Annotated in this window: 9 protein-coding genes and 1 pseudogene; 5 read left to right on the top strand and 5 right to left on the bottom strand. The window is 64.6% G+C overall.

The genetic code is table 11. The features are described 5' to 3' along the window. A partial coding sequence (locus tag RTQ46_RS20880; RefSeq protein ID WP_312439504.1) for a methyl-accepting chemotaxis protein occupies positions 1-464 on the top strand: 464 nt, incomplete at its 5' end. Between the two features lie 33 nt (positions 465-497). Here RTQ46_RS20880 and RTQ46_RS20875 read toward each other — a convergent pair. Then, positions 498-1,190, bottom strand: a complete 693-nt coding sequence (locus RTQ46_RS20875; RefSeq protein ID WP_312439503.1) for a DUF2325 domain-containing protein — start codon at positions 1,188-1,190, stop codon at positions 498-500. 135 nt (positions 1,191-1,325) lie between these two features. Next, positions 1,326-2,615, bottom strand: coding sequence for a glucoamylase family protein (locus RTQ46_RS20870; RefSeq protein ID WP_312439502.1), 1,290 nt, complete (start codon positions 2,613-2,615; stop codon positions 1,326-1,328). A gap of 218 nt (positions 2,616-2,833) precedes the next feature. On the opposite strand from RTQ46_RS20870, the gene RTQ46_RS20865 reads away from it, so the two are divergent. The 4 genes and pseudogenes from RTQ46_RS20865 to RTQ46_RS20850 form a co-directional block, all read left to right on the top strand. Then, the gene (locus tag RTQ46_RS20865) at positions 2,834-6,010 is read left to right on the top strand and encodes a type VI secretion system Vgr family protein (protein WP_312439501.1); all 3,177 of its coding nucleotides are present in this window, start codon (positions 2,834-2,836) and stop codon (positions 6,008-6,010) included. After that, positions 6,007-7,776: a hypothetical protein gene (locus RTQ46_RS20860; protein ID WP_312439500.1), complete on the top strand. Its 1,770-nt coding sequence runs from the start codon at positions 6,007-6,009 to the stop codon at positions 7,774-7,776. Before RTQ46_RS20865 ends, RTQ46_RS20860 begins: the two co-directional genes overlap by 4 nt. A 2-nt stretch (positions 7,777-7,778) precedes the next feature. Continuing rightward, positions 7,779-8,807: a PoNe immunity protein domain-containing protein gene (locus RTQ46_RS20855; RefSeq protein ID WP_312439499.1), complete on the top strand. Its 1,029-nt coding sequence runs from the start codon at positions 7,779-7,781 to the stop codon at positions 8,805-8,807. Then, positions 8,801-8,926, top strand: a pseudogene (locus tag RTQ46_RS20850) (IS1595 family transposase); the annotation flags it as partial. The gene RTQ46_RS20855 and the pseudogene RTQ46_RS20850, both read left to right, overlap by 7 nt. 106 nt (positions 8,927-9,032) lie before the next feature. Here the strand turns inward: RTQ46_RS20850 and RTQ46_RS20845 are convergent. The 3 genes from RTQ46_RS20845 to RTQ46_RS20835 are packed head-to-tail and all read right to left on the bottom strand — an operon-like array spanning position 9,033 to position 12,741. After that, positions 9,033-11,180 carry a DUF2235 domain-containing protein gene (locus RTQ46_RS20845; RefSeq protein ID WP_312439498.1) on the bottom strand — a complete coding sequence of 716 codons (2,148 nt, stop codon included), beginning with the start codon at positions 11,178-11,180 and terminating at the stop codon, positions 9,033-9,035. Then, entirely contained in the window at positions 11,177-11,944 is a 768-nt protein-coding gene (locus RTQ46_RS20840) for a DUF3304 domain-containing protein (RefSeq protein WP_312439497.1), read from the bottom strand. The genes RTQ46_RS20845 and RTQ46_RS20840 overlap by 4 nt, the downstream gene beginning before the upstream one ends. Continuing rightward, entirely contained in the window at positions 11,941-12,741 is an 801-nt protein-coding gene (locus RTQ46_RS20835) for a DUF4123 domain-containing protein (RefSeq protein WP_312439496.1), read from the bottom strand. The genes RTQ46_RS20840 and RTQ46_RS20835 overlap by 4 nt, the downstream gene beginning before the upstream one ends. Between the last annotated feature and the right edge of the window lie 3 nt (positions 12,742-12,744).

Raw genomic sequence — 12,744 nt, 5'->3', positions numbered from 1 at the left:
TCCAGACCAATATCCTGGCGCTGAACGCGGCGGTCGAAGCGGCGCGCGCCGGCGAGCAGGGCCGCGGCTTTGCGGTGGTGGCGTCGGAAGTGCGCAACCTGGCGCAGCGCTCCAGCCAGGCCGCGCGCGAGGTCAAGGCGCTGATCGACGATTCGGTCAGCCAGGTGGCGGCCGGCAGCAAACTGGTCAACGAGGCCGGCGCGACGATGGACCAGATCGTCGACAGCGTGCGCGGCGTGACCGACATCATGGGCGACATCAACGGCGCCAGCCAGGCCCAGGAAGCGGGCATCGAACAGATCAACCTGGCGATTGCCGAGATGGACAAGGTGACGCGCCAGAACGCCGCGCTGGTCGAACAGGCGGCCTCCGGCGCCGAATCCTTGCAGGATGAAGCGAGCCGGCTGGCGCAGGTGGTGAGCCGGTTCAGGCTGGAGCGCGGCGCGGTGATGCTGCGATCGTGATATTACGAGACAGCGTCCCTGGCCACGACATCGTTACACCTGACTGGCCAGCGCTTCCTTGCGCACAAAATGCATGGCCTGCGGCTGATCCACCAGCACGCACTGCTTGCCGGTGCGCTGGCAATGGTCGTGCACGCGCCAGTAGGCGTCATGGCTGACGCAGCCGGTCTGGCAGATCACCAGGTCGGCCGCCACCAGGCTCGCTTCGAGCGCGGCCACGTCGTCGACGCCATCGTTGCCGCCCGCATGATGGAGGAAGCGCCCTCCCGCCTCTTCGATGGCCTGCTGCGCCACGTTGGCGCCGGCCTGGCCTGCCGGCTGCGCCACCGCCCGCCCGACATACAGCACGGCTTTTTTGCGCACGCCGGCCAGCAGGTCGGATTGCAGCGCGGCAGACGGCACCCACTGCAGCCGCAGCAGCTCGCGCATCAGGTCCTGCACGCGCTCGCTGAGCCACTCGACCCTGCGCGCCAGTTTGACGCGCGTCGGCAGGCCCGGCGCGGCCGCAGCCAGTTCCGCCAGTTCTTCGCGCACCAGCGCCAGCTTCGTGTCGCGGATCACGATCTGCGCCTGCGTGCGCATCAGCTGCGCTTCGAGCTCGGCGATGCGCGCTGCCTGATCGGCCAGCTGCACGCTGCAACGCGCCTGTGCGCGCGCATAAGCGCTCAGCAGCACGCGATGCTCTTGCGCGATCATGTCCCCGGTACTCACCAATTTCTCCATCATGCCTCCTTTGCCACTAGCCCCCGGCCACAGTCCCTCACATTATAAATGAGAATCATTACTATTTATAAATGAACCGTGCTGGCGGTAGGGGCATGGTCCGGCAGGCGGCAATAGCCAATATCAGCGCATGCACGCTCATTGCTCCTCCAGCCACCCGCCCGCAAACCCCGCTTTCACCAGCCCGTCGCGCAAACAGGTATTGCCGCGCATTAGCCGCCAGGGAAAATCATGCAGATGGTTTTCCAGCATCAGCACCACCGGCCCGTCGTTGATGCCGAAACGGTAAGGCGAGACCCAGCGCTTGCCCTGCCCTGTGTCGAATATCGTCGAATACGCATGAAAAATGTCGGGCTGGCGTTCCAGCGCGGGCAGCACGATTTCGGGCGCGAACGGCAGCGCGGCGGCCACCGCCCACGGCGCCAGCGTGCCGTCGTCGATGCCGTACGGCGCGCCACGCCCCGCATAGTCCCTGAAGCTGCGCCGCACGCCATGGAACTGGCGCGTGGCGGGGCCCGGTCCGTCGCTGGCGCTGATACCCCAGCGATGTTCGCCATAGCCAGGGAAGCCGAGCGGATTGGCGATCGCGTAGCGCTGCTGCACCAGCGCCGCGCGGCGGCTGTTTTCAAAGTAATCGATGCCGCGTGCACGCATGAAATCATCCCGGATGCCGCGCAGGTCGAGCCAGGCATGCGACATCTGGTGGATGAACAGCGATCCCGCATACAGGTAATCGATGCCGTATTCGCTCTTCCATTCGAAGCTGTCGGTCCAGCGGTCGTAGCTGGCCCGTTCGATGGGAAACGTGGGCGAACCGAGCGCCAGCACATACAGGATCAGCGCCTCGTCATAGCCGCGCCAGCACTTGCGCAAAAAACCCGTCTCCGGCTTCCAGCCATGGCGCAGCAGCTGGCAGCGCGCCCGCATCCATTGCCAGTCGACCCGCCGGTACAGCAAGTCGGCCAGCGCGCGGATTTCCTGCTCGTCCCGGAGATCGCCGTCAAAATAGCCGGCAGCGGCCAGCACGCCGGCGATCAGCAGCGCCGTATCGATGCTCGACAGCTCGCAAGCCCATGCACGCCGGCCGTTGTCCATGTCGAGGAAGTGATAATAAAACCCCTTGTAGCCGCTGGCGGCCGGCGAGTCGCTCTGCTCGCTGGCGGCCAGGAAGCGCAGCGTGGCCAGCGTGCGGGCGATCGCGTCGCTGCGCGTCATGTACCCGCGTTCGACGCCGACGCCATAGCTGGTGAGCGCCAGGCCGACGGCGGCGATGCTGGCCGGCCAGCCCTGCTTGTCCTTGTCGCGGATCAGCCCATTGGCGGGATTGACTTGGGCAAGGAAGTAGTCGAAGGCGTCGCGTTCGATGGCGGCGAGCAGCGCCGGACGGACTGGTACTCCGGGCAAAGCAGGAAACAGGGCAGGTTTCATGAAGGCTGGCGCGCACGGCGCGTTCGTCGGTATGCCACAGTATGGCAGGGCTCGCCAAACGCTGCTGGCAAGCCCTGCCGCCGCGTGCGGCGCCAGCGTCCGCCACGCGTTTCAATCGAATCGTGCTTGTCAACGAATTATTTCTAGGGTGTAATCTTATAAGTAAATTATCGTATCAGCTGCAAATCCGTACCATCAGACACACGGAGCGCCAGGCAATGTCCGATACCACCCGAGCAAGCGCATCACCCTCTTCCGGCCCCGCAGCAATGGCGGGCGGTTTTTCGCAGGCCACCCGGCTGCTGAAGCTGAGCACGCCGCTGGGAGCGGACAAGCTGCTGGCCGAATGCGTGCGCGGCGAAGAAGGCCTGGGCCTCGGTTGCCGCTTCGATATTGCCGCCCTCTCGCTCGACGCGGCCATCCCCCTCAAGTCGCTGATCGGCCAGCCGGTGCTGCTCGAGCTGCTGACCGCCACCGGTGCATGGCGCCCGTTTCACGGCCATGTCACGGCGGCCGGGCTGGCGGGTGCCAACGGCGGCTTTGCCCGCTACAACCTGACCATGCAGCCATGGACAGCATTTCTCGCGCATGGGCGCGACAGCCGCATCTTCCAGGACCTGGCGGTGCCCGACATCCTTGAGGTGCTGTTTGCGCGCTACCAGGGGCAAGGCAGGCTGGCGCCGGCCTGGCGCTTCGACCTGCTCGACCGCGCGCGCTACCCGAAACGCAGCCTGTGCACGCAATACCAGGAAAGCGACTGGGCGTTTGCCGAACGGCTGATGAGCGAGGAAGGGCTGTTTTATTATGTCGAGCACGCCGGTGACGCGGGCAGCGCCAGCCTGGGCAGCCATACGGTCGTCATCGCCGACCATAACGGCAGTTTCAAGCCGAATCAGCAATCGGACATCGCCTACACCCAGCCGGGCGCGGTCATGCCACAGGACAGCATCGACCGCTGGCGTTCGCAGCTGCGCCAGCAAACCAATGGCATCGAACTGGGCAGCTGGGACTACCGCACGCGCGGCCTGCGCACGGCCAGCGCCGGCGGCGCGGGCGCCGACCCGATCGCGCTGGTCAGCCGCGACACCCCCGGCGCCTACGCGTACGCCAGCCGCGAAGAAGGCCAGCGCATCGCCGAGCAGCAGCTGCAGGCGATCACGGCCAGCAAGGAGGTGTTTGTCGGCGCCGGCACGGTGCGCACCCTGGCGCCCGGCACCACCTTCACGCTCAGCGGCCAGGCCCAGACGGATGCGGCCGGCAGCGGTGACGCATGCAGTTTCCTGGTGCTGCGCACGGTGCACCTGATGCACAACAACCTGGATGCGGAACTGGGTGGCGGCCTGCTGCAGCGGTTTGGCCAGGGCCTGCTGGACGCGCTGATCGCGGACGAAACCGCGGGCAGCCTGCATGCGGCCGGCCAGTCGATCGGCCAGCGCCCCCCCTACCGCAACCGCATCGATGCCATCCGCAGCAAGATACCGTACCGCAGCGGCCGCACCGACGACCATGGCCAGCTGCTGCATCCGCGCCCGACCGTGTTCGGCCAGCAAACGGCGATCGTGGTCGGACCGGCGGGCGCCCAGCTGCATACCGACCGCGACCACCGCATCAAGGTGCAATTTCACTGGCAGCGCGGCGCGCAAAGCCACAGCAGGCTGGCGCATCCGGCCGCCGACGGCCACAGCGGCGCGCCCGGCGACGACAGCGCCGGCACCTGGGTCAGGGTAGCCACGCCGCTGGCGCCGGTGGCGGGCGCCAACTGGGGCAGCAACGCCCTGCCCCGCGTGGGCCAGGAAGTGCTGGTCGATTTCCTGGAAGGCAATATCGACCGCCCCGTCGTGATCGGCACGCTGTACAACGGCCGCGGCCAGGCCGATGCGCAGAACAACCAGGTCAGCCAGGGCACGGGCGCGGCGACCGGCAATGCGCCCGCCTGGTTCCCCGGCCAGTCCGGCGCCCATGCCCACCCGGCCGCGCTGTCCGGCATCAAGACCCAGGCCATGCAGGCCAGCCAGCATGGCGCCGGCGCCTACAGCCAGCTGGTATTTGACGACAGTCCCGGCCAGGCGCGCGTGGCGCTGCAGCGCCATGCCGGTCCGCACCAGGGCACGGACGAACTGAACCTGGGGCATGTGCGCCATCAGACTGACAACCAGCGGCTGGCGACAGCCGGCTTTGGCGCCGAGCTGAAAACCGAACACGGCGCCGCCTTGCGCGCGGGCCAGGGCATGCTGCTGTCGGCCCATGCACGCGACGCGGCCGGCAACCAGATGGACGCGAAAGAAGCGCTGGCGCAGATTCGCGAAAGCGTGCAGCTGCAGACCTCGCTGGCCGAGCAGGCGCAAAAGCATTTCGCGCTCGATATCGGGCAGCAGCAAACGGCGGCAACGGCCATGCCGGAGCAGCAGGAAACGCCGCAGCAACCGGCAACGCCGGCGCCGCCGGACGCCTCCTCGCCGGCAGCCGCCTTGCCGGCCATCGCGCTGATGGAGCACAGCGCCGCCATGCTGGCCGCCACCGCCGGCAGCCAGGCAGCGCAGACGCAAGGCCAGACGGCGGCCGGCGGCCAGGGCCAGGCCAGCGCGTATGGCGAACCGCACCTGCAACTGTCGAGCCCATCTGGCATCGCCGCCACCACGCCGGCCAGCGCAGTGCTGGCGGCAGGCGGCAGCGCCAGCCTGACAGCCGGCGCCGACATCAATTTTGGCGCCCAGGGCAACAGCATGCATGCGCTGGGCAAGGGCATCAGTCTGTTCACCCAGGGCAAGGCCGGCGATGCGGCCAGGCCGAACCAGGAAACCGGCATCCGCCTGCATGCGGCCAGCGGCAAGGTCAGCATGCAAAGCCAGGCCGACGAAACGCGCCTGACGGCAGACAAGGCCATCACTGTCACCAGCACCGCCAGTGGCGTCACGGTGGCAGCGCGCCAGCATGTGCTGATGACGGCGCAAGGCGCCTACCTGCGCCTGGAAGACGGCAACATCATGCTGCACTGTCCGGGCAAGGTGGCCTTCAACGCCAGCATGAAGGAATTGACGGGGCCGGCCAGCAGCCAGCCCACCTTGCCGGCGCTGCCCAAGGCGGCCGACATCGAGCGCGCGGTCGAACTCAATTTGCACTACGGCGACCTGGAGCCGGTCAGGCACTCGCCGTACAAGATCACGTTTGCCAATGGCACCTCGCTGAGCGGCATCCTCGACGGCAAGGGACACGCCCGCCTTGAAAACATTCCGCCTGGCGACTACCACGTCGAATATGGCGAGGACGAGCGCGACTGGGTGGCGCCGCCGCTGGAGCCGGAGCCACGGCTGCTGCAGGCGCGGCAACAGTTGCAGCAGGCCTCCGCATTGCTGGACGCGGCCAGGAAAAACAGTAAAACGGACCCCCTTCCATGAGCCAGAGCTTCGTTGACGAGATTGTGGAATTTTTCAAGGACCTGATCCTGGGCGACTTCGAGGAGGACCAGGGCAAGGCCGCCATGATCGTGGGCGGCGCCATCTCGCTGATTCCGGTGGTCGACCAGATCATGGACGTGCGCGACGTGTCGGGCATGATCTACCGGGTCGGCCGCAAAGGCGTGTCGCGCGCCACCCGCGACGACTGGGTCGACATGGCGCTGGCCGCGTTCGGCTGCATACCCGAGGTGGGCAGCCTGTTCAAGACCATCATCAAGCCCCTGCGCAAGTATCGCAAGGAGGCCGGTGCCATGGCGGCCGGCGGCAATGTGATGATCGAAGCCATGCTGGGCAAGAGCAAGGGCGCCGCCATCAAGTTCCTGAAGACGTTCCAGTGGGCGCAAAACACCCAGCTGGCGATCGGCACGGCGATGAGCGCGCTGGACAACTGCGTTGAACTGCTCAGCTATCTGTCGGTCAGCCACTGGTGGCTGCCGTCGGACCTGCAGCACCTGGCGCGCGACATGAAGCCGCGGGTCGAAGCCGTGCGCGGACCGCTCCGCTCCGGCATTGCCCAGGGCGCCAAGGCCTTGCAGGACCTGATCCAGGATCTGCTGGGCGAAGATGCCGTGTGGGCCGCGAAAAAAATTGCCATGGTCGCCAGCACCGGCGCCAATCCGGCCGCCCGCCACAATCACAAGCCGGGCGCCACCCATCCGCACAGCGCCGGCACGCAGGTCAAGCCGCCCAAACCACCGAAACCGCCCAAGCAGCCCAAGCCGCCCGCCGCCGGCAAGGCCAGGCAGGACGCCAAGGCAAAGACCACCCAGCCGCCATCGCACGGCAAGGGCAAGGAGCACAAGCCGGTAGCCGACTCGCACCGCCAGGCCAGCGATGGCGGCAGCGCACCGGTCAGGAGCACCTCGCGGCCGATCCGGCAGTTGCTGGCGGAAATCAAGTTCGGACCGCGCGGCCTGATCGGCGAACATATGGCCGACTACTACCATATGGAACATATCCTCAAGAAAACCAATGTATGGCCGCACGGCAACGTCAACGGCAAGTGGCGCGCCGCCTTCCCGCGCATTGTCGGGCCAGACAGCAAACACAAGCGGCCGACCGAACTGGTGCCGGAAGACCTGGCCAAGGTGACCCTGTCCGGCGTCGATACCATCTGGCAGACCGATACCACCACCTACCAGTTCATCGAGGCCAAGTTCAGCGAAAGCATCTACAGCCTGCATGCACGATTGAAACGCAATACGGGAAACGGCGCCATTCCGAAGGCGCCGGCCTCGCTGAACGACAGGCAGCTGATGTTATGGACACTGCTGGGGGAGCCGAAAAAAGGCACGCAGATGGGAGAAAACTGGTTACGTGCCAGCCTCGACAGCAAGGCCATGCTATCGGACAAGAATTTAAAAAACCGCTGGGTATACCTGATGCTTGGAACGCCTGCCGCTTCCAACCCGTTCGTGGAAGGCAAGCGCCAGAAAGGAAAACTCTCTCTGACTGCAGCGCCCGGCATTATCGACCATCTCGAGGCCACCCTGGAATTGCTTGCATCAGGCGACCACTATAATATTGAATTGCATGACAAGCATAAAGCAACGCATGGCATCACCGATACGTTCGACAGTGTCGAAATTGACAAAGTCGCGCAAGGGCGTGCCGTTTCAATCAAATCGTCATCGAAGACGTCCGAGGCCAATCGTCAATCCGGGAAAAAACCGCCAAAACCCCCTTCCAACAAAAAGGATACCTGACGATGAAAAATCCACCATTTCACGAGCGACGTCGCCAGCAGTTCTTATACGAAGATCTGTATGTTAAAACCAGAAACAACCAGTTTCTTCTGATTGAGGGAGGCCATGAAAATAAAAACGTGGCGACCTCGACTCAAAGCCAGAGCTCGATTCATCAATTTCTGTATCTTGAACTGTTCTGGATCTGGATGCTCGATTACACTGCCGGCGTCTCGCTGGACGAACTGGCGCCGCGCCTAGCGGAAATTGTCGATGCATTCGAAAAATGGAATGAGGTAGACCAGCTGTTTCAGCAGGAAACAGCGCTGGAATTCCCGGAGTACGGTCCATATGAATACATGGCGGCACCGAGTTTCTCCAACCTGTTTGAATATGAAAATACCCTGCAGCTGTTGAGCATTGCGATCATGCTTCGCGATCGGCGCTCAATCATGCGCATGATCCATATCTTTCGGGCTCATCGCGGCCAGGATGGACTTTTTGAGCAGTTGATAGGGGGCTATGTCGACGATGAAATCGCCCTGGACACTTGTGTCTTGGGAGAACCTTACGACACCCTGCTGGCATTATTTTACGAAAAAAATAATACCACGTCGCTTACCCTGCTGAAGAAATACCTTAAAAATTGGTATCCAGCAATGAAGGATCACCCCCGCTGGTACGACGGCCACCTGCGCATCAAGGAGGAAGGGTATGCACCTTATTACGGGTATTGGGCTTTTGAAGCGGGCGCGGCAGTGTTTTTGCTTGGCCTGGATGACAGCAATATAGACCACCTGGTTTACCCGGCAGATCTGGTCGATTACGGCCGCAAGCTGCGCCGGGAAAATCGTCATACCAGTCTCGATACCGCTCCTGCTGCCGAAGTGGCACGCATTGAAGGCGGCCAGCGGTGCCCGCAGACGGGCTACTGGGAAACGCCGGCAAAATTATCCAGCCGCAGTTATTTTGCGCAAGGCGACAGGATGCCGGTATTCGACGATTCGGCCTATGGCGAAACGATCTGGCATTGGAGTGCGGAGCAGGAGTAGCGACGCGCCACCTGCCCAACGACCTGGGCTGGCGCTGGATACTCGACCCGCGCCGCATCATGTCGCCGGAACGCTTGCTCAACGCCACGCTCGGCGTTTTTCCACATATGACAGTGACACAGCCATATGCAATCGTTGCCATGTCACGAAAAACGTCGGCAACAGCGCCGCCATGCCAGCGCGGCGATCTGAGCGCAGATGGCAGGGGGCCGCAACGGTCCCGCGTCAGGCGACCGCCTCCTCGCTCGGCTGGCTGTTATTTCTCGATATCAGCACGCTGTCATAGCCGCTGTAGACCTTGCGGTAGCGCAGGTAGCCCGCCTTGCCGGACAAGCCATAGCTGGCCCAGCTGGAATCGAACGGTTCGCGCCCTTCCGTCGCCATGCGCGGGATCGCGCCCGTGCGCTCGAACTCTTCGGCGGCCTTGCGCTCGGCGTCGTTCAGGCCATCCTTGACCGGCGTGTACGGCTGCAGGCCGGTGGTCGACTTCATGCCATAGGTGCGCGCCATCATCTGTTGCCGTTCCTCATGGGCCTTCGCTTCGCGGATATTGTACTGCTGCACCCGCTTGCGCTTTGCATTCATGGCTTTCAATTTCTCGATCAGGTCCGTCTCGTTGTCGGGATTGCCCGGTATCAGCTTGAACCAGGCCCGCGAATCGTGCACGTAGTTGTCAAAGAAATCGAGCACCTCGGCGCCGGGCTGCGGCGTGCTGTTCCACCAGGTCGCGATCTCTTCCCATTCATTGTCGTGGTCGTTGTCAAAACCGGGTTCCTGCGCCTTGGCCTGGAAACCCTTGCCTTTTTCTGCCAGCCATTTCTCGAACGCGCGGATTTCCAGTTCAAATTCCAGGTTGGCGCTGTGCAGGTCGTTCTTGTCGAAGTTCGAGGCGCGGCCGAAGCTGGCCGTCGCTTCCAGCGGCGCCTTGCCGGTCGGGCGCCGCGCCCGGTGCCACAAAATGTGGTTCTTGCCCTGCTCGCGCATGATGCCGGTCAGGTTGCCGGTCCTGACCTTGCAGGTGGCCAGATAGGCGTTCAGCGCCCGGATCGTCTCCGGCGCCACCTTGAAGCGCTCCCTGGCAACCTCGTTGGCAAACTCGAGCTTCAGTGGCACGCCTGCCAGCCTGGCCGCTCGATACATGTAAATCAGCGGTATGCGCGTGAGCATGTCGGCCCCCAGCTTGTCGAAGCCACGGCCCTGCTCGCCTGGCATATAGCCGCAGCCGAGGTCGGAGTGCACGCCGGGAATCACCACCTCGTCGCAATTGGCGGGCAATACCTGCCTGACCGAGATCGAGTCGAGCGGAAAGCTGCGCCGCAGCTCATGCGCGGCCACCAGGTGCAGGCAGGGCAGCCCTGGCGGGATGCGCAGGCTGTCCTCGGCATCGGCCCAGCTGCCATGGCCGTCGAACAGCTTGCCGAGCAGGCTGTTGCCCAGGGTGTTGCCCAGCCCGACAGAGGCCACCGTGTCGAACAGGCCGAGAAAATTGAACGCCACCTCGAAACCGCCGAGCGTCATCGCGCCTTCCTTCTTGCACAGCCGGGCGTCGAGCGCGCACAGCGACATGAGCCAGTTGGCAAACGCGCGCGCCTGGGTCGCGCCGCGCGAAAAGCCGAAGATGGAGACATGGATCTTCATCACCGTGGCGGGATTTTTTTGCCGGACATTGCCTGCCTTGTCGGGCATGTGCACGGCAATGGCGTCATGCAGGCGCTTGATGAGCTTTTCAAATTCCAGGCGCGTCTTTTGATTCTGCTCTTCGTTCGGCATTTCCCGCTCGAAGCGGCCACGCGGCTTCATCAGGCGCCGCCGCGACCTGTCGAGCACGATACGGTTCAGTATCCTGCTGGTTTCGTCGGTCGACAGCATGGGCTTTTGCAGAAAATAGCGGTGGATGTTGTTGATTGCCTGTAGCAATGCCCACAGGATACGGCCCTCGCCGCCCCAGCCGGCAGCGGCGCCCCGGGTCTGCTGCAAGCCCAGGCCGGTATCGCCGATCAACGGAAATGGCGACGCCACGCCGGGAATATAGACCCGGAAGAAATGCGAAAAGGACTCTTTTTCATGGGTCCATTTGGTCCCATCGGGCAACACGCCATCCGGAGCGATACCGGGGAAGCAGTCATACAGCCGGGCCACATTCGAGTGATTCTTGCCGGCCTCGGCCTGGATGTAATTATTCTTGGTGCCGTCAAAGAAAAAGCCGAAAAAGAGGTTGGTCTTGCAAGTGGCGCAGGGCGGGCTGGCGGCCGACTTTTCAAGCGCTTGCTCCGCCCTGCGTATTTTTGCCGCCTCGACGTCGGAAAACACGGTATCGAAGTCGACAGCGCTGGCAAACGTCGCCGGGACGGGCTCGATCAATCGGAAACTCATGGGCGTTCCTTTTTTAACTGGTCCACTTTGTTCTTGCTCTCCGCCAGCAGGCGCGCGTAGTCCGTGCGCAGATACGCCTGGAAGCGCGCGTCATCCGGTCCCGCATAATCGCTGAACGCCTTCGGGTCGGTCTTGCGTTCGGCATCCCACACCTGCGTCGCATGCTCGAGCGGCGCGCGCTGCATCTGCGCGATCAGCTTTTCCCACAACCGGACGCCGCCCTCCGCATGCCGGATATGGGCGTCCGAGCGCGCGCGCCGCGCTGCCAGCGAGGGTACCGGCCAGCCCTTGACCTTGCCGGGCCAGCCGGGATGGTCGGGCTGCAGGTCGCTGGAAACGAGCGCCAGCGTGCCGTCGGCGCCACGCAGCACCCACAGCTCGCCCGGCTTGCCGTCGGCATAGGCAGGTACGTCGAGCACCTGGGTCTGCTGCATTTCAGGCAGGCTGCCGTCCGCCTTGCGCGGCAGCCAGTAGGTGGCGTCGACGCGCACCCGGATGCCGGGCCGCCAGCGCCTGGGCAACTCGTAGCAGCACATGGTGCCGCCGGCGGCGTAAGGGTCGATCAGTTCGCCGCCGCCGTGATTGTCCTTGTTGCCGGGGTCAACGATCGCATAGCGGAAGATCTCGCCGCTGTAGTTGACGCCATGTATGCTGACCGGCACGTCCTTGTCGGCGCAGGCGCTCAGCAAGGGCAGCGCCGACAGCAGTGGCAACAGGCCCAGGGTCAGCGCGCGCGCCAGCGATGTGCGTCCTGGCGTGCTCATCGCGGCTCCGCCATGCTGCGCGCTGGCTGGCCGGGCGGCGCTGCGGCCTGCTGCGCGGCAAGCTGGCGCGCGCACCACGCCAGCTTGGCGTAGCTGTCAAGCTGCTCCCCCGCCACCGCGGCCAGCGCCTCGGCCACGATGCGGTAGGCGCGCTGCGGATCCTGGCGGCACTGGTGGCCCTGGCCCTGCAGCCGCTCGAGCATTTCATCGGTTTCGCTGTCGCCCACCAGGGTGGCAAACTGGCTGTCGCTCAGCGCCACCGGCCGCTCGGCAGGCCCGCTGCCGGCGCCGGGCACGGGCAGTGCCTGCCAGTGGCCGTCGCGCCCCATCAGCGACCAGCCGAGCGCGGGCCCGGCCAGTTGCGCCTGCTGAACCGGGGTCAGCGCGGAAAAGATCGCCGGCAGCCGGCGCGTATCGGGAAACCGGAAATTGAAGCGCTGGCCCTCGCCCTCGACGATGCACCATGCGGCCAGGCGCGCGGCCAGTTCCGCCTGGCTCTCGCGCGTGGCGATCGCGCTCAGCATGGGCCAGCCGCTGCAACGCGCCAGCCACGGCGCCGCGAGGGCATCGGCGGCGGGACAGGCCAGCAGCAAGGGCGAGACGTCGCGCGTGGCCTCATCGCAGCCGGGCAGCGATTCGAACAGCAGCGATGGCGACAGCGCGGCCAGCTTGCGGTGCAGTCCCGGCAGGAACGCGCTGTCGAGCAGCAGGTAGAGCTGCGCCTGCGCCTGCCGCGCCGCGCGTTCCAGGGTAGCCAGTTGGACCAGCCAATCATCGGCATAGAGTGCAGTGAGCATCGT

It is taken from the genome of Janthinobacterium sp. (genome assembly GCF_031995485.1).
In the GTDB taxonomy this organism is placed as follows: domain Bacteria; phylum Pseudomonadota; class Gammaproteobacteria; order Burkholderiales; family Burkholderiaceae_D; genus Janthinobacterium.
This window is presented reverse-complemented; position numbering and strand designations above follow the sequence as displayed.